Origin of the sequence: Aureimonas sp. AU20 (genome assembly GCF_001442755.1) — a bacterium.
GTDB lineage: Bacteria > Pseudomonadota > Alphaproteobacteria > Rhizobiales > Rhizobiaceae > Aureimonas.
The window spans coordinates 425820-444853 of record NZ_CP006368.1 but is presented as its reverse complement, the minus strand read 5'-3'; the positions used below and the strand labels follow the sequence as shown (position 1 = coordinate 444853).

Genomic DNA, 19034 nt, shown 5'->3' with positions numbered 1-19034 from the left:
GAGGATCGGCGAGGGGCTTCGTCTGCGCACGAGACGCGAAACTTGAGTGAGGTCAGGCGAGCCTTCGCGGCGACGGTGGCGTATAAGGGAACCGGCCAGCGGACCCGGCCGGATCCACCTTGTCCCTCAAGCGAGGCGACTATTCCTTGACCGGCAGGCCCGTGGCGCCGGAGATTTCCTCGGCCGCCTGATCCAGCGCGTCCTTGGCCTCGACCTGGCCGGCCATGAACTCGGCGAAGATCGGGATGAAGCTGTTGTCGGCCTCGGCGAAATACTGCGTGCCGCGCCAGGGCTTGATCTTGTCGAGCGTACCCAGCACCGTTTCCCAGATCGGCTGGCCGCCCCAGAAGGGCTGCGGCTGCTTGACATAGGGGTCCTGGATCGCCTCGGGCAGCGTCGGCACGAGGCCGCTCGCCTTCAGCTGGATGATCTGCCCTTCGGGCGTGCCGAGCGCGAAGCGCAGGAAGGCGAGCGCGGCCTCCGGGTTCTTCGAGGCGGTGGGGATGGCCAGCGCCGAGCCGCCGAGATTGGAAGCGCGCACGCCGCCCTTCTCGAAGGCGGGCATGAGCGCGATGCCCCATTTGCCGCTCTGGCTGGGCGCGGCGCCCCGAAGCGAGCCTTCGTACCAGCCGCCATAGATCGAGGCGGCCAGCTTGTCGGCATTGATCGCCTGCAGCGTCTCGCCCCAATTGGCCTGGAGGAAGAGCCCGGCCTTGGCCACCTTGCCGACAGCCTCCAGCGCCTGGACGCAGGGCGGCTGGTTGATCGTCACGCTCGCGGCGTCGGGAGCGATGATGGAGCAGCCCGTCTGGTTGGCGAGCATGCGGAACCAGGTCGTGTCGCCATTGGTGGACACGAACTTGGCGCCCTCGTTCGCCGCCACGACCTTCTGGCCGGCAGCGACGAAATCGTCCCAGGTCTCGATCGAGGCGGCGTCGACGCCGGCCTTGTCGAACATGTCGCGCCGATAGAACAGGACGATCGGCCCCGAATCCCAGGGCATGGCATAGACCTTATCGCCGACGGTCAGCTCGGTCCGCTTGAATTCGGGAAACTTGTCGAGGAGGGGCGCGCCCTCGCTGCCGAGCATCGCCTTGATGTCGCGGAAGCAGTCGGGGAAGCGTGCCCAGAACACTTCCGATTCCTGATTTTCCACCGTGTAGACGTCGGGCATGCCTGCCCCGCCCGCCGCGCAGCCGGCAAGACCCCGGTCGTAGGTCGGCTGATTGCCGACGTCTTCGATCTTCACGGTCACGTCCGGGTACTTCTGGTTGAAGGCGGGCACCACAGCCTCCAGCGCCTTGGCGGCGACGTCCCAGCTCCACACGGTAATGGTGCCGGATAGCTTCGGCTCCTGTGCCCGGGCCGCCGCCGGCGCCAGAAGCGCGATGCCCGTCAGCGCGGCCGAGGCCGCCTTGCGCATGGCTTTCATGTCGATCCTCCCGATCGTGTCCGGCTCTCGGCGGCGTCCGCCCGGCCAGTTCTCCCGCCACGAGTGTAGCGAAGCGGGATTGCGCGTCGTCGCTACGGGCGCGATACATGTCGCAGATCCTAAGGTCGGTCTGGGAGAGCGTGGGGATGACGGATCAGGGGGTAGGGATCGGCCGTTCGGCGCATCTGCCGGTGGAGAGTTTCCTCGTTCGCGGCAATGATTTCCTGATCGCCGGCTGCGAGGACGTCTTCCTCATGTCGGCCCCCCACACGCACAGCCAGGTCGAGATGAACTACGTCCTGAGCGGTCGGGTGGTTTATCGGCACGATGGCCGCGTGGCGGCGCTGGAGGCCGGCGATCTCGGCCTGTTCTGGGGCGCGATCCCGCACCAGAGCGTCGAGGTCGCGCCGGGCACGCGCTATGTCTGCATCTACCTGCCGCTGGAAATGTTTCTCGGCGCTCCGATCGGCGAGGCGCTGCGCTCGGCCGTGCTGGCGGGCGGCCTGATGGTAGCGGCCGAGCCCCGGCGCTTCGAGCCCGAGGCGATGTGCCGGATGCGCGCCGAATGGCTGGCGAGCGGCGACATGCGCCTGCGCGATCTCGTGGCGGCGGAGGTCGTTCTCCTTCTGCGCCGGCTCGACGTGACGGGCTGGCGCGACCTCCTGTCGGGCTCGCACGAGGAAGGGCGCGCGGTGTCCGGCGCCATGCCGCCCAAGGTTCTGGAGATGACGCGCTTCATCGCCGAGCATGGCCACGAGGCGATCACGGTGGCGGACGTGGCCAAGGCCGCGAGGCTCCACCCGAACTACGCGATGACGCGCTTTCGCGCGCTGCTCGGCATGACGATCGCCCATTACATCCTGCGCCATCGCATGATGGCGGCGCAGACCCTTCTCCTGTCCACACGCAAGGATCTTGCCGCCATCGCCTTCGAAACCGGCTTCGGCTCGGTGAGCCAGTTCCACCGCTCCTTCCGCAGCTATTTCAGCTGCACCCCCGCCAGCTTCCGCCGCCACATGCGCCCGGTTGAGGGCATTCCACTGGCGGCCAAGAACTGACGAACCTTAGAGCTAGGGACAAAACCGTCTGATCTGCCGGATGCAGATGATGGCGCAGGCGAGTTTGGTGAAGGCGAGGTGGATGTTGGCGCGGCACTCGTAGCGCACGGCGAGGCGGCGGAACTGTGCGAGCCATGCAAAGGTGCGCTCGACCACCCAGCGATGGCGACCCAGCGTCTGGCTCGTATCCATGCCGCGCCGGGCGATGCGGGGTGTGATGGAGCGGGCCCGGCACTCCCGGCGGCTACGTTTGTGATCGTATGCTTTATCGGCGTGCAACTTGATGGGGCGACGCCGAGGCCGGCCACGACCGTTACGAACGCTTGGAACGGCATCCAAGGTCGGCGCCAGCATCATGCTGTCGTTTCGGTTGGCGCCCGACAGTGTCAGGCCGAGCAGCGTGCCCTGCCTGTCGGTGACGATGTGGCGCTTGGTTCCCGGCTTGCCGCGGTCCATCGGGTTCGGCCCCGTCTCAGAGCCCCCCGTTTGGCGGGCAGGCTGGCACTGTCCAAAGCCGCCCGACTCCAATCCAGTGCCTGAGCCCCGGCCAGCCGCTGCAAAAGCACACGATGCAGGCGATCCCAGACCCCGGCCGCATGCCATTCGCAAAGACGCCGCCAGCATGTCTTGCCCGAGCCGCCCAACTCGCCCGGAACGTCGCGCCACGGGCAGCCGGTGCGAAGAACGAACACGATGCCAGCCAGGGCCGCCCGATCATCAATGCGCGAACGCCCGCCCTTCGGCTTGGGCGGATCAGGTGGAAGAAGCGGCTCCACAGCCGCCCAGAGGTCGTCGGAAACAAAATGCGCCATCCCATCCCAACGATCTCAATGCAGTTTTGTCCCCAACTCTTAGACATTGGTGATGTTGTAGACCGTGTCGGAGAAGCGCAGCTGATCGACATGGGTGATGCTGGCCTTGTAGCCGTCGTCGAAGCTCACGATCGTCGTGTGGTCGCTGGTCGAGATATGCGCGTCGGAGAAGTGGCGGTCGGCGAAGTTGACGGTGTTGGAGCCGGCGCCACCGTCCAGCGTGTCATGGCCCGTGCCGTAGTGGACGATCTGGAAATAGTCCGATCCGTCGCCGCCCATGACGCTGTCGCCGACGCCGTAGGCCATGAGATAGTCGTCGCCCGCGCCGCCCGAGAGCGTGGCATGGCCGCCCTTGGAGCCGATGATGGAATCGTTGCCCGCGCCGCCGTCGACATAGGAATAGCCGGTCTTGTCGTCGTGCAGCATGATCGTGTCGTTGCCGTCGCCGCCCTGGATCGTGGCGTGGTGGCCATAGGCGTCGATCGTGGAGGCGCGGTGCGAGCCGGAGGCGTCGATCGTGTCGTAGGCGCCGTGGGAGCCGATCGTGTCGCCATCGGCATGGATCAACGTGTGGTCGCCATAGGTGTTGATGGTCGCCACGCCGCCATGGATCGTGTCGTAGTCGCCGGTGGAGCGGATCGTGTCGCCGCCTCCGCCCGCGTGCATCTCGGTGTGGCCCTTCGCGCCGCCCTCGAGATAGCTCCCGTCCGTTCCGGCCCAGAGCGTGTCCATGCCGTTGCCCCCCAACAGCGTGTCATGGCCCCCGCCGCCATAGATGACGTGGGAGCCGCCGATCGAGCCGCCCGACAGACTGTCGGCCCCGAGCCCGCCGTGGATGGTCGCATCGCCGCCGCCGGCGGTGATCGTGTCGCCGCCATCCGAGCCGAAGATCGTGTCGTTGCCGAGGCCCGTCAGGTGGATCGTGCCGTGATCGCTCATGATCACGGAGACGTTCGCGCCGGAATCGTCCACGGCCACGTCCTTGGAGTCACCCGGAATGACCACCATGACAGCATCGCCCGAGTCGGCGGCGACTTGGTCGCTGTCGATCGACTGAATCGCGACGTGAGACGTGCCGGCCAGGCCGATATCGTTCAGAACGCGATTGATGCGGTCGGTGGCCTCCTGCGAAAGGGAGTGCAGGGCGGCCGCCTCGGAACTGCTGTACATTTCAGCCATGGGGGGCGCTTCGGAATGCCGTCAGCTGAGCCTTTCGTCTTGGTTTGTCGGAAGGGTTGGAAGTTGCCGTGTCAGGCCGCGCCGGCCTGGGGCATCTCGCGGCGGAAGACGCGAAGGCGATTCTCCGGCCGGTTGTCCTGCCGGCCGACGGGGTCGCTCACCGTCTCGCCGCGCACGAGAGGCACCATGTCCAGCCGCAGGCCGACCAGCGGGTCGAGCGGCGAGGGGCCGGTGAACTCGATCTCGCGGCCCGAGCGGACGACGGGCGAGCCGCCGAGAAACAGCGCCTCGCCGCGCAGCATGAGATCGGAAGGGGCGGCGTCCGTCAGGCGCAGGCGCAGGCCGATCAGCGGCAGCGCCTTACCGCGCGAACCGGCATAGGCGCCGGCGGGAAACCAGCTCGACCAGCCGCCCGTGCGCCCGCCCGTCGCCACCTGATATTCCACCGGGCATTCGGTGCCGACGCCGCGCACCTCCAGCCCCTCGATTCGGCCGGGCAGGGCGGGGCCGCAGAGCCATTCGCCGCGCGCGGCCGAGAGATCGCCGCGCAGGGACACATGGGCGCGCACCAGGAACTCGCTCGCGCCCGGGGTCAGCGGCGTGCGCTGGCGGCTCGACGGAGCGGCGACCGACAGGCGCTGCGCCTCGATGCGGGACAGCTCCAACGAAGCGTCGAGACTGCCGCCGCTCTGGCAGGCCTGGATCGTCAGATGAAGGGTTCCGTCCTGCTCGGCCAGCACCACGAGACCCTTGCCGGGGGCCGAAAGCGTGCCGAACTCCTCGCCCGGCGCGGTGACCAGGAAGATGCCTTCAGAGGCCGCCTCGACCCGGGCGATGGGCGGAACCGAGAGGTCCAGCGCGTAGGCGGGATCGAAACGATAGACCAGGGAATGAAGTCCTCGCGTGACCTTCAGAACGGCCTTGCGCTCCTGTCCGACCATCGCTCCGCTTCTCCCTGCCCTCGATCGTGAAAGTTACTCTTAGAGCAATACATCAGACTTCGTGAAATAATTGCTTCCGCACTCTGACCCGTTACAAGAAAACAATCTAAATTTTTTATTCAATACAGAGATTTGTTAGCGTTAAATTTCTCTGGATTTCAGCAATCGTTGACCAAACCGGAATGGGTCCAGCGCAGGGGGGATGGGATGTGGGCTCTGGACCGGAGGGCCGGCGCGGAGCGCCAGACCGCGCGCCGTGTTCGGCCTCGCCAGGGGGCCATACAGATTTGCTACGATGTATAACGATGTATACGGAAGCGTAACATCCTTCGAATAATTTGAGCCATCATTCTTCCAAGAGATGTGGCCGACATGATCAGGGGCAGTATCGAGTTCGTTACCAGCGACTCCATTCAAGGTTGGATCTTCTCCGAAGACGGCCGCATCCGCGAGCGGACCATCCTGGCCTTTCGTGACGACGTCTGCATCGGTGCGGGCAAAGTGAACATGTTCCGCGCCGATCTTGCGGATGCGGGGATCGGCGACGGGCATCTCGGCTTCAGCTTCCCGATCTCGGTCGCGGCCGACGAGACCGGCGCGGTCTTCCTGAAGCTGGAAGGCAGCGACGCGGTGATCCTTCAGTCCGGCGCGACCATCGCGACGGGCGCCAAGGCCGAGACCCGTCTCGACCGCGCCGAAATGCGCACCCGCCTCGCCGCCCTCAAATGGGCCTTGAAGCATGGGCGCATTCCGCAGTCCGACTTCGACTTCCTGCGCATTCTCTGGTCCTTCGGCGCCTATGAGCGCGGCCTGTCGCGGCGCGTGCCGACGAGCGAGACGCCGGTTCTGGACAAGCCCGTGACGGTCGCCGCGCAGCTTTTCGAAAGCTATCTCGGGCTCGACGCGCAGCTGGAGCAGGTCGAGATGATGCAGGGCGAGGCGCTGCAGGCCGAGATCCGCCGCGTCGCCTCGCTGCCCGACGCAGCCCCGCTCCTGGCCTTCTACTCCACCGACCGGGCGCGCCTTCGCGTCATGGAAGGCACGCATGTGTCGAGCGCGGCGGGCGACGCGCCGCAGGGTACGCTCTCGGACTACACGCTGACGGCCGAGAACCTCGTGGTGATCGACATCCGCGCCTCGGCCGAGCTGGTGGTTCCGCCCGGCGGGCGGGTGATCGCCCTGTCGGCGAGCCCCGCGATCGCATGAAGACGGTCCGACCGGACCGATAGCGCAACCCAATCGGTTCGGCCGGATGGCATGACATGCTGAACCACACGCCCCCTCGCTACGCATCGCCCGAACTCTCGCCCTCGCTGGGCGGACTTTGGCGCGGCCGCATCGACCGATTCGACCCGATCAACGGCATCGAGGGCTGGGCCGTGGCGATCGAGGAGCCCGGCCGCCGCGTCGAGTTGGAGCTTTCGGTCGGCGGCTATGTCATGGCGCTGGGCACGACCGGGCTCGCCCGGCCCGACATCGACATTCACGTCTCGCCCCGCTGCCGCGCGGGCTTCCGCTTCGATCCGTCCGTGTTCGGCCGTCTGGCGCGGCTGGCCGCCCATCGGCACGACAAACCTGTGTCACTGCGCGTGGCGGGCACCGACGTCACGCTCCTGCCCCCAGCGGGCCGCGCGCCGAGCGTCGGCGAGCTGGTCGCGCAATGGCGCGAGGCGATCCTTTCCGAACTTGGCCGGCGCGAGGCGCCGCGCTCCAAGGGCGACCGGCTCCTCGGCCAGCTGCGCGCCCTGCGCCTTGAGGCCGAGCGCCTGCGCGAGCGCCCGCTTCTGCCCCATTCCGATGGCGAAATCGGGCAGATCGATCTCGTCCACCTGTCCTCCGACGGGCAGGTCTGGTTCATCGGCTGGGCCAAGCGCGGCATCGACACCGAGTTTCCCGCCGTCGTCGCGGACAGGGTAAAGCACCCCGCAGGCATCGCCGTCGCCCCCTACGAGCGTTCCGACCTGTCGGCCAATTGCGTCGGGGTCGTCGGACTGATCGAGACCGGATGGACGCCGCCCGCCCACTTCAAGGACGGGTTCGTCTTTGCCGGCGACAAAGGCCAGTTCCACCTTCGCCTGACTCCGCAGACCCGCCTCGTGCGCGCCGACGCCTTTACGGCCGCCTATCAGCAGCTTCAGCCCGCGCTGGTGGGCGGGCAGGGGGAGGCGATGGGCGCGGTGCTAGCCTCGCTCGCCAACTGGCTTCCCGGCGCCTCGGCCGCGGGCGGCGTCTTCGTGGAGGGTGGCGTCGATCGGCTGCTGCTCATTCCCGGCTTCGGCTGCATCGCCGAAGGCTGGGCCGTCAGCCCCGCCAAGCGCACCGAGACCTTTCATCTCAAGATCGGCGACACGGTGCTGACCGCCGACGAGACCTGCACCTATTTCCGCCCGCGCACCGATCTTCAGGGCGCCTTCGGATCGGCGCCCTCCGTCACCGCCCGCGCCGGCTTCACCACGATCTTTCGTGGCGCCTTGCCGGTCGGCGCCTCCGCCGCGCCGCTCCTGCGCGTGGTTCTGGAAGATGGCACGTCGGCCGTCCTCCGGGTCGATCCCAAAGTGCCCCGCCGCCTCGATCTCGTGACCGATGGCGACGAGGTTCTGGCGCTCTATCCCTCGCTGCGCTTCGAGCCCGTTTATCCCGCACTGGTGTCCGCCGTGCAGGACACGCTGCGCGCGGAATGGCGCGCGCCTGCCGTTCTCGCCCTCGCCCCGGCCGAGCGGGCCGTCGTGCAGCGCCTTCCCGCCGACGAGGGGAACCTGCGCCTCGTCTTCGACCGCGCCGCGCGCTACCTGCCCGACCTCGAACCCGGCACTGGCCTCGCTTTCGTCGCCGACACCGGCCGCAACCGGTCCGAAGCGCTGCTGCGCTTCGAGGAGCTGCGGGCGCGCACCGAGGCACCGCTCTCGCTCTTCGTGGTCGCTCATCCCGACGAGGTGGTGGCCGAACTGCCCTGGATGCTGGCGCGCATGGAGGCCAAGCGCTTCGTCCATGTCGGGCGCGGCGTGGCGCTGACGGCGGCGGGCTGGGCCGGGGCGCGAGCGAGCCTTGCGCGGCGCGGCCATTCGGTCGATCGGTTCGAGATCGTGGACGACGAAGGACGGCCGGACCGGATCGACGGCGCGCTGTCGGCCGCCGCATTCGGCTGGAGCACGCCGGCCCTGATCGACTGGAGTCGCACGGCGCCGCGCTTCCTGCGCGGTACGCATGCGGGCGGCGGGCTGCCCGAGCACCCCGGGCTCGACCGGGTGATCGGCGGCGGGGCGGTGCGCTTGGAGCGCCCGCGCCTGTCGCGCCTCGCCGACCTCATCGAAGCAGACATTCTGAAAGGCGCGGCGCGATGAAGCTTGGCCCGATCCGCCACATGGGCTTCGAGCAGGCGCTGCTGCCCAAGCGCATGGCCATCGTCTCCCACAGCCATCCCTCGCTTTCCAAGGGCGGGGCGGAAATCTCGGCCTATGCGCTCTACCGGGGCCTGCGCGAGATCGGCGTCGACGCCATCTATATCGGCTCCTGCGCGGAGACCGACCGGCAGAAGCTCTCGCTCGGCCACGAGACCGAGTTCGCCGTGTTCCGCGACGCCGCGCGCTACGACCATTTCTACCATCTCGCCCCGGCGGGCGAGGAGGAGCAGCTGCTGACGATCCTGCGCGAGCAGCGGATCGGCCTCGTCAACTTCCACCATTTCTACAATCTCGGCCTCAACACGCTGCGCGCCTCGCGCCGGCTGCCGGGCGTCCTCAACTTCCTGACGATCCACGAATTCCTGGCGATCTGCCACAATCACGGACAGATGGTGACGCGCCCCGCGCAGGTCCTGTGCGAGCGCGCGCGGTGGGACGATTGCACGAGCTGCTTTCCCGGCGAAAGCCGCAGCCGCTTCGCCATGCGCAAGGAAACCATGCTGGACGGGTTCGGCGCTTTCGACGGCTTCGTCTCGCCGAGCCGCTTCCTGGCCGAGCGTTTCATCGAATGGGGCCTGTCGGCGGACCGCACCACGGTGATCGAGAACGGGCTCCTGGCGCCGCCCGAGGCGCGGCATGGCGAGCGGGGCGAGGGGGCCTGGGTCTTCGGCTTCTTCGGCCAGATCACGCCGTTCAAGGGCGTCGACGTCATTCTCGATGCGGCAGAGCTGATCGCCAAGGACCCCGATCTGGCGCGCAAGGTGCGTTTTCGAATCCACGGCAATCTGGTGGGCCAGTCCGCCAGCTTCACCGAGCGCTTCGAAGCGGCGCTCAAGGCCTACCCGTTCCTGACCTATGCCGGCGCCTACAGCAACGCCTCCGTCCATCGGCTGATGGCCGATTGCGATTATCTCGTGATCCCCAGCAAATGGTGGGAGAACTCGCCCGTCGTGATTCAGGAGGCCTATTCCGTCGGTCTTCCCGTGATCTGCACCGGCATCGGCGGCATGGCCGAGAAGGTGCCGAACGGCGTGTCGGGCCTGCATTTCCGGCTGGGCGACGCGAGCGATCTCCTGCGCGCGGTCCAACTCGGGGCCGATCCGCGCAACCACGCCACGCTGAAGGCCGGCATTCCGCCGGTTCTCTCGGCCACGGGCATGGCCGAGCGCTATCTCGCCTTCTTCGCCACCATGGCGGCCAGCCGCATGGTGGCCGCGCCATGATCCAGGGGCATATCGACTTCGTCTCGCGCTCGCGCGTGGAAGGCTGGGTCAGCAGTCCGCAATGGCCCCTGCGCGGGGCACGCGTCCTCGCCTTCGTGGACGAGACCTGCGTCGGTGGCGGCATCGTGGAGCTGTTCCGGCAGGATCTGGCCGATGCCGGCGTCGGCGACGGGTTTGTCGGCTTTCGCATTCCCGTGGCGCTGGAGCCCTGGCACGACACGCGTCTTCTCGACATCCGCCTCGAAGGCAGCGCCTTTCTCCTCAAGCAGCGCCGCTCCTGCCTCGCGTTGCGCGATGCGCAAGGGGCGGACCGGCGCCGCCAGGGGCGCGAGCCGGAATCCCTGTCCTGGATGCTGTCGCGCGGGTGGATAGACCAGACGCAATACGACGCGCTGCGTCTCCTCGGCCTCATCGGCGCGCACACGCAGCTTCTGCCGCCCGCGCTCTCGCATCTGGAGCCGCGCCGGCGCTGCGACGAGGTGGCGATAGTCGCGGCCGGGGTCCTGGAGGTCCATCTGCTCCAGCCCATGGCGCTCGAAATCCGCGAGGATCTCGGGGCCGATAGCTTCGCCGCCATGCGGGACGAGCTGCGCGAGGCCTTTCCCGCCGTGCCGCCCGTGGTCGGCCTCTGGTCGGAGCGGCGCGGCACCGTGGCGGTGGAGGAGGGCGCGCAGCATGCCGGCGCGCCGGCCGCCTCGAACCCGATCGAGCATGGGTTCGGCGATCGCGAGCTTCTGCTTCTCAACCTCGACACCGCGCCCAGCCTGCCGCGCGGAGGCGGCGCCGAGCGCTTCACCGCCTTCGTGCCCTGCCGGCCGGAGGTCTAGCGCCATGTTGGCCGAGGCGCCCCGCCCCCTGTCGCCCGAGCTGATGGCCTCGCGCATCTTCTCGCCCTTCGCCTATCCGCTGCCGCGCCAGTCGCGCGTCGTGCCGGTCGTGGCGGCGGAGGCCGAGCGGCTGGCCGCGACCTTTCCGCTGATCTGGCAGGCGCGCGAGAGCGGCCCGGAACTGGTCGTCCTGCGCACGCTGATGGAGGATGGAACCGGCTTCCCGCCGGGCACCGAGCGCGCGCTGGCGCTGCTGCCGCTCATATTCCAGGCCTATCCGCTGACCCTGCCCGCCGACCCGGCGGAGGCCGGGCGGCCGGGTCGGCGGCTGATGCTGGACACGGCCTGCGCCGACGAGGTGACGGACGCCGGCGCGCCGATCGCCACGTCCGAGGGCAAGCTCTCGCGCGGCGCGGAACTGCGCCTTCGCGCGCTGGAAATCTTCGAGCGCGATCTCGCGCGCACGCGCGCCCTTTCGCTCTCGCTGGCGGTGCGCGGCTTCCTCGAGCCCTGGACGCTGGCCTTCGATCTCGGCGGCGGGCGCCGCTGCGAGATCACCGATCTTCTCGTGGTCGCACCGCGCGTTTTCGACACGCCGGCCCTGGCGCCGGTGATGGAGGAGTTCGGCGTGGTGGCCGCCCGGCTGCTCGGGCTTCACCGCCTGTCCCTGTTTCGCGCCGGCGCGCTTCTGGCGCAGGCGCGCGCGGCCTCGGCGCGGAGCGCGGCGGCATGACGGGCGCGGTTCCGCTTCTTGCCTTCGCGAGCCAGCGCTATAGCGCGCCGCGCGCCTTTCGCTTCGCGCTGGAGGCCGGCTTCGTCGCGGTCAACGACACAGAATATCTCCTGACCGCCCATCACCTGCCGCTGGTCGTGCGCATCGAAGGCGGCGAGCCGGTGCTGGGTGCGCTGGTCGCGGAGGCCGATCTCGTTCGGCCAGCGATGGAGCCGGACGGCGCCTGGCGCCTCGGCTACCTGCCGATCGCCCTTCGCACCTATCCTTTCGTGCTGGCGGAGCGCGAGGCGCAACGGCCGATCGACGAGATCGATGTGCTCGTGCCCGGCGCAGGTCTGCTCGGGGCGCAGGGCGCGCCGATCTCGGTCGATCTCGCCACCGGCCAGCTCGGGCCGGAAATGATGGCGATCCGCAACACGCTGCACATGACGCGCTCGGGCCGCGCCCGCCTGTCGCAGGCGCTGGAGCTCCTGCGCATCGCCGGCGTGCTGGTGCCGATCGTGGACGATGCCGGTGCAAGCCGGGGCGACTGGACGGTGGATGCCAGCGCCTTCGCCGCGCTGGGCAACCCGGTGGTGGCGAGCCTCGCGCGCCAGTCTTTCCTGCCGCTGGATCTCGCCGGCGCCATGCTGTTCTCGCGCCGCCACCTGCGGCCCGAGCGCCTTCCCAAGCCCGAGCCGCGCGCGCTCGGCGCGCCGCCGCCCAAGGCCGTGGCCATCGCCAGCGATCCCGCCGACTTCATGCTCGCGAGCCTGGAGGAGATGGACTTCGCGCTCGACGGAAGCGACCTGTTCGATCTCGGCGACGTCGTGCTCGGCGCCGAGTTTGCTCCACTTGCCCCTGAGCTCGAACAGGAAGCGGCGGCATGAGCTCCGCTCTGATCCGCCGCCATGTCCTCAATGTCGGCAGCGGCCCGGCCCATCCCGGCAAGCTGCACCCCGCCTTTCGCGGGCCGCATTGGCGCGAGGTGCGGCTCGATGTGGAGCCCAAGGTGCAGCCCGACATTCTGGCCAGCATGGTGGACATGCGCCATGCCGTGGGCGATGCCAGCTTCGACGCGCTCTGGTCCTCGCACAATCTGGAGCATCTTCCCTCGCACGAGGTGCCGCTCGCCTTGAGCGAGTTCGCCCGCGTCCTCGCCCCCCGTGGCTTCGCGCTGATCACCTGTCCCGATGTCGAGGAAATCGCGCGCTTCATCGTCGAGCATGGGATCGACGAAGTGGCCTATCCCTCGGCGGCCGGCCCGGTGACGCCGCTCGACATGCTCTGGGGGCACGGGCCCTCGATCGAGGCGGGCTTCGGCTTCATGACCCATCGCACCGGTTTCACCCTGTCGCGCCTCGCGCGGCTGGTGCTGGAAAGCGGCTTTGCCGAGGTGCGCCTGTCGCGTGGCCGGTTCGCCCTCTGGGCGCTGTGCCTCAAGCCCGGCTGCCGGCTGGATCAGCTGCGCGGCGATTTCGGCCGTACCGAGCAAGTTGAACTGCTCGGCCCGGAAGGCGAGGGCGAGGGCGAGGGCGGAAGCAGCGGCGACGCGCGCGCCGCCGCTTCATGAAGATCCTCTTCGTCCACAACAACTTCCCGGCCCAGTTCCGCCACCTCGCCGAACATCTGGCCGCCGACCCCGCCAACGAAGTGCGGGCGATCGGCGCCGACGGCGCGCGGCCGGTGCGCGGCGTGACGCTGCATCGCTACTCCCTGCAGATGGCCGATGTCGGCGCGACCCATCCCTTCGCGCGCCGTTTCGATCTCGAAACGCGCCGCGCCGAGCAGGTTCTCTATGTCGCGGCCATGCTGATGTCGGAAGGCTTTTCGCCCGATCTCGTGGTGGTCCACAGCGGCTGGGGCGAGGCGCTGCCGCTGCGCGCGGTGTTTCCGGGCGCGCGCCTCGTGGTCTATTGCGAATATTTCTACCGGACCGAACAGTCCGACGTGAACTTCGACCCCGAATTTCCCGCCCTCGGCCTCGACGGTGCGGTGTCGCTGCGCGCGCGCAACGCCATGACTCTCCTGGCGCTAGCCGAGGCCGATCTCGCCATCACGCCGACCGAATGGCAGCGTTCGACCTTTCCGCCCGCGCTCGGCTCCTCCATCGCCGTAGCACACGAGGGCATCGACACAGACCATGTGCGCCCCCGGCCGGAGGCGCGCTGCCGGCTGGAGGACGGCACGCTCCTGTCGCGGGACGACGAGGTCATCACCTTCGTGAACCGCAATCTGGAGCCCCTGCGCGGCTATCACGTCTTCATGCGCGCCCTGCCGCGCGTTCTCGCGGAACGGCCCAAGGCGCGGGTGGTGATCGTCGGCGGATTCGGCGTGTCCTACGGCCAGCGCGCGCCTTCGGGAAAGACCTGGCACCAGATCTTCCTGGACGAGGTGTCCGGCGGCCTCGATCTCAAGCGCGTCCACTTCCTCGGCCATCTGCCCTACGAGGACTATCTCGACGTTCTGCGCGTGTCGCGCGTCCACGCCTATCTCACCTATCCGTTCGTGCTGTCCTGGTCTTGCCTGGAGGCCATGGCGACGGGCTGCGTCCTGGTCGCCTCAGACACGCCGCCCGTGCGCGAGGTGATCGACGGGCAGAACGGAATTCTCGTACCGTTCCATTCGCCAGACGCGCTGGCCGAGGCGCTGCTGCGGGTGCTGCGCGCGCCCGAGCGCCATGCCGAAATGGGCCGCCGGGCGCGCGAGACGATCCGCCGCCGCTTCGATCTCCGGCGCGTCAGCCTGCCCCGGATGGAACGGCTGGTGACGGGCGCCTCGCCCCGGCCCACCGGCGGCGCGACAGATCGTCCTCAACCCGGCGTCTGGCCGCTCGGCTGAGCGGGTTCGATAAAAACTTAATCTCTCTTCGGCATCATCGATCGAATTCTTGACGGGACCGGCGTCCCAAGGTGAACGACATGCGCGCAGCCCTTGTGAAGTATTCCGGACGCAGGTTGAACAACCACAAGGCTGTCTGGTTCGACGTTCCTTTTCAGGACACGTTGGAGAAATATTACAACACCGGCGATATTTGCGTCTACGATTCGACCTTGCGGGTGGTGGACTATAGCGAGGGCCATCTCCTCAATATCGACGAGCCGGTCACCGATGCCGAGTTGCACCGGCTGAAGACCAATTGCGACTTCATCCTCCTGCGCGGCTCCAACTATATCCACGAGGATATGGACTGGGGCCACTTCCTCGCCTGGATCGAGGCGCTGAACCTGCCGGTTCTGTGCATCGGCGTCGGCGCGCAGGCGGAGCGGGAGCGCCCGATCATCCTGCCGACCGAGGGGCGGCGCGTCTGGCAGGCGATCGCCGATCGCACGCCGTCGATCGGCGTTCGCGGCGCCTACAGCGCCGAGACGCTGCATCGCAACGGCATCCACAATCTGGAAATCGTCGGCTGCCCGTCGATCTTCCGTGGCCTCGACCGAACCATGGCGCTCAAACATGCGAGCGACGGGCCCAAGCGCGTCACCTTCAGCCTGCGGCGCGAGGTCGGCTCGACCTACGCGGTCGATCCCGCCGCCTTCCAGGCGACGCAGAAGCGCATGATCGCCAAGCTGGCGCTGGCCTCCGACCTCTTCCTTTCCTGCCATGGCGAGCCGGAGGAGAAGGCCTTCTTCTTCAAGGTGCCCAAGCACATGGAGGCGGCGACCGCCAAGCTCGTGGCGGAAGGCTGGTTCGACGAGACCACGGGCCGGGTGCTGCGCGATCTCTACGAGCGCCGCCTCTATTACGTCGGCGCGCCGGACGACTACGACCTCTACGCCACGCAGTTCGACGCCGCGCTCGGCTACCGCGTCCACGCCGTTCTACCGGCGGTCGCGGTCGGCGTGCCGGGCGTCCTGTTCTCCTACGACACGCGCTCGCGCGAGCTGGCGGAGACGTTCGACCTGCCGATCTATACGCCCGAGGAGTTCGAGCGACAGACGTTGAAGGACGCCTTCGCTCCCTGGCGCTTCGACCGGTTCCAATCGCTCTTTTCCGAGCGCTACGACCGGATGAAGGCCTTCATCGAAAAGAACGGCGTTCCCTCGCGCATGTGAGGACGCCCACGCCTCGCGGGAGCGACGGGGCGCTTAAGCTGCCTTTCAGACTCTTCTGCGATGGTAAGCTAGACCTTCTTCCGTTCGGAAAAGGCGACAGGAATTTCGCGGCGAACGGGCCGCGACAGGAGGGGGAGCCGGTCCATGCGCACCCGGCGGCAGCAAGGCGGGAAAGGGTCGGAGCTTGACGCCCAGTCCTGTCCGCACGCCCGCCGCCCCCGCCCGGATGCACCGGCCATGAGCGTCGCGCCATGAGCGTCGCCTCCACCTCGCCGCTGCTCGGCATCCTGCGCGAGTTCTCCTACGGTTATCTCGTGCTGCTGGCCTTCGGCTTCTTCTTTCCGTTCCTGTTCATGGGCATGTCCTTCATCCCCATGAGCATCATGGAGCGCGTGGGTTCGAGCCGGAACGCCTCCACCCTCGTTACGCTCATCCTTCTCGCCGTGGTGGTGACGGTCACCTACACGCTGCTCGAAGTCGTGCGCTCGCAGGTGCTGGAGCGCATGGGAACGGTGATCGACCAGAAGCTGACGCGCATCTGCTTCGACGCCTTCAACCGCGAGCGGCGGCTCGGCACGGGTTCGCCCGCGCAGGCGCTGGCCGATCTCCAGACCACGCGGCGCTTCCTCTGCGGCCCATCGCTCTCGGCCCTGATCGACGCCTTCTGGTCGCCGCTCTTCGTCATCGTCATGTTCTCGATGAGCGCGGCGTTCGGCTTTCTGACGCTCGGCCTTCTCGGCTTCTCGGCCTTCGTCTCCGTTTCCACGCACTATCTCGTCGCCGGCCATCTAAAGGCCGCGCAGCGGCTCGACAACGAAGCCAACGAGTTCGGCCTCGCCGTGTCGCGCAACGCTGAGACGGTGCGCGTCATGGGAATGCTGCCGACCGTCACCAACCGCTGGTACGACCTGCACAGCGAGGGTGTCGGCTGGCGCGCGGCCGCGCAGTCTCGCGCCTCGCGCCTCGGCCTCGTGCCGCGCATCGTGCAGAACGGCCAGATGATCATCGTCTACGGGGTCGGCGGCTTCCTGTTTCTGGCGAACCAGATCCATATCGGCATCCTGTTCGTCGTTCTAATGATGATGATGCGCGCCCAGGGGCCGCTGCAGTACATCATCAACAACTGGAGCTCGATCCAGTCCTTCTGGCTCGCCGCCAAGCGGCTCGACAGCCTTCTGCGTACCGTGGGCGCCGAGCGCCAGCATGTGCAACTTCCCCCGCCCAGCGGGCCGCTCACCGTCTCGCGCATCGTCGGCGGGCCGCCGAGCACCGACAAGCCGATCATCAACGACGTGTCCTTCACCCTGCATCCCGGCCGCATCCTCGGCGTCGTCGGTCCGAGCGGGGCGGGCAAGTCCTGCCTCGGGCGGATGCTCGTCGGCATCTGGAAGGTGCGCCGGGGCACGGTCGTGTTCGGTGAGCAGGACCTCCAGCACTGGAACGAGGACGATCTCGGCCGCCATATCGGCTATATCCCGCAGGACGTGGAATTCCTGCCCGGCACGATCGCGGAGAACATCGCCCGCTTCGACCCCGCCTCCACCAGCGAGAAGATCCTCGACGCGGTGGAACTGGCCGGCATTCACGACATCATCCGCGGCCTGCCGGATGGCTATTCCACGCGGCTGGGCGCCGGCGGGCACACGCTGTCGGGCGGCCAGCGCCAGCGCGTGGCGCTGGCCCGCGCCGTCTACGGGCGGCCGCGCCTTCTCGTTCTGGACGAGCCCAATTCCAATCTCGACGCGCCGGCCGAGCAGGTGCTGGGCCGCACCATGCAGGCGATGCGCGACGACGGGGCGGCGGTGATCGTCGTCTCGCACCGCGTCAGCCTCCTGGCCTTCTGCGACGATCTTCTTGTTCTGAACGAAGGCACGGTCCAGGCCATGGGCGGGCGCGAGCAGATCTTCAGCCGCCTGCCGCGCCTGCGCGGCACGCCGCCGCCGCTGGTGCTGCAGCCCGAGCCGAGGGTCGCGCGGCTGTGAGCGTCGATCTCGCCCTCGGGGCGCCCAAACCCAACACGGACTGGCGCGCGGCGATCCGCACCGGCTACATCATCCTGGCGCTGGGCGTCGGCGTCTGCGGCGGCTGGGCCGCCTTTGCCCATATCAACGCGGCCGTGGTCGTCAGCGGCGCCTTCTCGGTGGAGTCCTATCGCAAGACCGTCCAGCATTTCGAGGGCGGCATCGTCTCGGAAATCCTCGTGCGGGACGGCGATCTGGTGGAAGCCGGCCAGACCTTGATCCGGCTGGAGCTGACGCGCACGCAGGCCACCGCGACGGCGGCGGCCAAGGGCCTCGCCAACGCGCTGGCCACCGAAGCGCGTCAGATCGCGCAGCGCGACCTCAAGGACTACATGGTCATTCCCGAGGAAGCGACCTCGCTTCTGCGCGGCTCCGACTCCACCGCGATCGACGACAATCACCGCGAGTTCGAAAGCCGCCGTCAGGTGCTGAACGGCGGGCTGGAGCTTCTCGACGTGCAGGAAAAGCAGGTCCGCAACGAGATTGAACAGGCCCGGCTCGACACGCAGACCGCCAACGACCAAATCGCCAGCCTCGTGCAGGAACTGACGGGCCTGCGCCACCTCTTCGAGAAGGGCCTCGTCGCCGTCAGCCGCGTCACCGCGCTGGAGCGCCAGAAGGGCCTTCTGGAAGGCTCCATCAAGAAGGCGCGCAACGACGTTCAGAAGGCCAAGGACAAGATCGCCGAGATCGCCCTTCGCCGGGAATCCCTGCGCAAGGACTACCGGCAGGAGGCCGCCAACGCCCTGGTCGAGACGGGCAAGCAGATCGCGCAGTTCCGGCAGGAGCGCCAGATCGCGCTGGATCAGATGTCGCGCACCGACATCCGCTCGCCCGTCACCGGCACGGTGCAGCAGATGCGCGTCTTCACCGTGGGCGGCGTGGTGCGGCCGGGCGAACCGCTGCTCGACGTGGTGCCCCAGTCCGACGATCTCAGCCTCAAGGCCAAGGTCCTGCCGGCCGACATCGACCGCATCCGCGAGGGCATGGCGGTCGAGATCCATCTCAACGCCTTGATGAAATATCGGCGCGAAAAGCTGACCGGAACGCTGCGCTACGTCTCGCGCGACGCGATCGTCGACGCCAATCCGCAGGTTCCCGCCTATTACTCGATCGAAGTGGCGATCGACGGCGACAGCATTCCCCCCGACATTCGCGAGAAGCTCGTCGCGGGCATGGAGGCGGCGGTGATCATTCCGACCAAGGGGCGCACCGTGCTGCAATATCTCATCGCGCCGGTTCTCGAAAATCTGGAGGAATCCCTGCGCGAGCGGTGAGACGGCGGCCGGGCGAAGGCAAAGTCGCGTCCCCCCTACGAACACCGTAAGCGACTATGACGTTTGGAGCGGAACACCCGGGATAAGCTTCCGTTG

Annotated in this window: 16 protein-coding genes; 12 read left to right on the top strand and 4 right to left on the bottom strand. The window is 68.0% G+C overall.

Going from position 1 to position 19034, the window contains the following annotated elements; all coding sequences use genetic code 11:
* Nucleotides 1-139: 139 nt before the first annotated feature.
* Entirely contained in the window at nt 140-1423 is a 1284-nt protein-coding gene (locus tag M673_RS18930) for an extracellular solute-binding protein (protein ID WP_061978316.1), read from the bottom strand.
* Nucleotides 1424-1578: 155 nt separating this feature from the next.
* On the opposite strand from M673_RS18930, the gene M673_RS18925 reads away from it, so the two are divergent.
* Nucleotides 1579-2490 (top strand): helix-turn-helix domain-containing protein, encoded by a 912-nt coding sequence (locus M673_RS18925; protein WP_061978247.1) that lies wholly within the window; start codon nt 1579-1581, stop codon nt 2488-2490.
* Nucleotides 2491-2502: 12 nt separating this feature from the next.
* Here the strand turns inward: M673_RS18925 and M673_RS18920 are convergent.
* The 3 genes from M673_RS18920 to M673_RS18910 all read right to left on the bottom strand — a co-directional run bounded on the left by M673_RS18920 (nt 2503) and on the right by M673_RS18910 (nt 5422).
* Nucleotides 2503-3302, bottom strand: a protein-coding gene (locus M673_RS18920; RefSeq protein WP_148640187.1) for an IS5 family transposase whose coding sequence is annotated in 2 segments (ribosomal slippage) — nt 2503-2972 and nt 2972-3302 — 801 coding nt in all. Because the reading frame shifts where the segments join, the coding sequence is not laid out codon by codon here.
* A 39-nt stretch (nt 3303-3341) separates the two neighbouring features.
* Nucleotides 3342-4481 (bottom strand): calcium-binding protein, encoded by a 1140-nt coding sequence (locus M673_RS18915; RefSeq protein WP_148640186.1) that lies wholly within the window; start codon nt 4479-4481, stop codon nt 3342-3344.
* A 71-nt stretch (nt 4482-4552) separates the two neighbouring features.
* Nucleotides 4553-5422, bottom strand: coding sequence for a hypothetical protein (locus tag M673_RS18910; protein WP_061978245.1), 870 nt, complete (start codon nt 5420-5422; stop codon nt 4553-4555).
* Nucleotides 5423-5794: 372 nt separating this feature from the next.
* On the opposite strand from M673_RS18910, the gene M673_RS18905 reads away from it, so the two are divergent.
* The 11 genes from M673_RS18905 to M673_RS18855 all read left to right on the top strand — a co-directional run bounded on the left by M673_RS18905 (nt 5795) and on the right by M673_RS18855 (nt 18938).
* Nucleotides 5795-6628, top strand: coding sequence for a hypothetical protein (locus tag M673_RS18905; RefSeq protein WP_061978244.1), 834 nt, complete (start codon nt 5795-5797; stop codon nt 6626-6628).
* 56 nt (nt 6629-6684) lie between these two features.
* Nucleotides 6685-8763, top strand: a complete 2079-nt coding sequence (locus M673_RS18900; RefSeq protein WP_061978243.1) for a hypothetical protein — start codon at nt 6685-6687, stop codon at nt 8761-8763.
* Nucleotides 8760-10046, top strand: coding sequence for a glycosyltransferase (locus tag M673_RS18895; RefSeq protein ID WP_061978242.1), 1287 nt, complete (start codon nt 8760-8762; stop codon nt 10044-10046). The genes M673_RS18900 and M673_RS18895 overlap by 4 nt, the downstream gene beginning before the upstream one ends.
* Nucleotides 10043-10873 (top strand): hypothetical protein, encoded by an 831-nt coding sequence (locus tag M673_RS24710; protein WP_061978241.1) that lies wholly within the window; start codon nt 10043-10045, stop codon nt 10871-10873. The genes M673_RS18895 and M673_RS24710 overlap by 4 nt, the downstream gene beginning before the upstream one ends.
* 4 nt (nt 10874-10877) lie before the next feature.
* The gene (locus tag M673_RS18885; protein WP_061978240.1) at nt 10878-11606 is read left to right on the top strand and encodes a SapC family protein; all 729 of its coding nucleotides are present in this window, start codon (nt 10878-10880) and stop codon (nt 11604-11606) included.
* The gene (locus M673_RS18880; protein ID WP_061978239.1) at nt 11603-12475 is read left to right on the top strand and encodes a SapC family protein; all 873 of its coding nucleotides are present in this window, start codon (nt 11603-11605) and stop codon (nt 12473-12475) included. Before M673_RS18885 ends, M673_RS18880 begins: the two co-directional genes overlap by 4 nt.
* Nucleotides 12472-13158, top strand: a complete 687-nt coding sequence (locus tag M673_RS18875; protein WP_061978238.1) for a class I SAM-dependent methyltransferase — start codon at nt 12472-12474, stop codon at nt 13156-13158. The genes M673_RS18880 and M673_RS18875 overlap by 4 nt, the downstream gene beginning before the upstream one ends.
* Entirely contained in the window at nt 13155-14426 is a 1272-nt protein-coding gene (locus tag M673_RS18870; protein WP_061978237.1) for a glycosyltransferase, read from the top strand. Before M673_RS18875 ends, M673_RS18870 begins: the two co-directional genes overlap by 4 nt.
* An 80-nt stretch (nt 14427-14506) precedes the next feature.
* A complete protein-coding gene (locus tag M673_RS18865; RefSeq protein ID WP_062119294.1) occupies nt 14507-15640 on the top strand; it encodes a polysaccharide pyruvyl transferase family protein in 1134 nt (377 codons plus the stop codon).
* A gap of 251 nt (nt 15641-15891) precedes the next feature.
* Nucleotides 15892-17622, top strand: a complete 1731-nt coding sequence (locus M673_RS18860) for a type I secretion system permease/ATPase (protein ID WP_061978235.1) — start codon at nt 15892-15894, stop codon at nt 17620-17622.
* Nucleotides 17619-18938, top strand: a complete 1320-nt coding sequence (locus tag M673_RS18855) for an HlyD family type I secretion periplasmic adaptor subunit (protein WP_061978234.1) — start codon at nt 17619-17621, stop codon at nt 18936-18938. The genes M673_RS18860 and M673_RS18855 overlap by 4 nt, the downstream gene beginning before the upstream one ends.
* Nucleotides 18939-19034: the final 96 nt, after the last annotated feature.

What these genes read in the sequence shown, in the direction of transcription:
- M673_RS18930 (WP_061978316.1), bottom strand. Translation starts at nt 1,423, where the DNA reads ATGCGCAAGGCGGCCTCGGCCGCGCTGACGGGCATCGCGCTTCTGGCG.
- M673_RS18925 (WP_061978247.1), top strand. Translation starts at nt 1,579, where the DNA reads ATGACGGATCAGGGGGTAGGGATCGGCCGTTCGGCGCATCTGCCGGTG.
- M673_RS18915 (WP_148640186.1), bottom strand. Translation starts at nt 4,481, where the DNA reads ATGGCTGAAATGTACAGCAGTTCCGAGGCGGCCGCCCTGCACTCCCTT.
- M673_RS18910 (WP_061978245.1), bottom strand. Translation starts at nt 5,422, where the DNA reads ATGGTCGGACAGGAGCGCAAGGCCGTTCTGAAGGTCACGCGAGGACTT.
- M673_RS18905 (WP_061978244.1), top strand. Translation starts at nt 5,795, where the DNA reads ATGATCAGGGGCAGTATCGAGTTCGTTACCAGCGACTCCATTCAAGGT.
- M673_RS18900 (WP_061978243.1), top strand. Translation starts at nt 6,685, where the DNA reads ATGCTGAACCACACGCCCCCTCGCTACGCATCGCCCGAACTCTCGCCC.
- M673_RS18895 (WP_061978242.1), top strand. Translation starts at nt 8,760, where the DNA reads ATGAAGCTTGGCCCGATCCGCCACATGGGCTTCGAGCAGGCGCTGCTG.
- M673_RS24710 (WP_061978241.1), top strand. Translation starts at nt 10,043, where the DNA reads ATGATCCAGGGGCATATCGACTTCGTCTCGCGCTCGCGCGTGGAAGGC.
- M673_RS18885 (WP_061978240.1), top strand. Translation starts at nt 10,878, where the DNA reads ATGTTGGCCGAGGCGCCCCGCCCCCTGTCGCCCGAGCTGATGGCCTCG.
- M673_RS18880 (WP_061978239.1), top strand. Translation starts at nt 11,603, where the DNA reads ATGACGGGCGCGGTTCCGCTTCTTGCCTTCGCGAGCCAGCGCTATAGC.
- M673_RS18875 (WP_061978238.1), top strand. Translation starts at nt 12,472, where the DNA reads ATGAGCTCCGCTCTGATCCGCCGCCATGTCCTCAATGTCGGCAGCGGC.
- M673_RS18870 (WP_061978237.1), top strand. Translation starts at nt 13,155, where the DNA reads ATGAAGATCCTCTTCGTCCACAACAACTTCCCGGCCCAGTTCCGCCAC.
- M673_RS18865 (WP_062119294.1), top strand. Translation starts at nt 14,507, where the DNA reads ATGCGCGCAGCCCTTGTGAAGTATTCCGGACGCAGGTTGAACAACCAC.
- M673_RS18860 (WP_061978235.1), top strand. Translation starts at nt 15,892, where the DNA reads ATGAGCGTCGCCTCCACCTCGCCGCTGCTCGGCATCCTGCGCGAGTTC.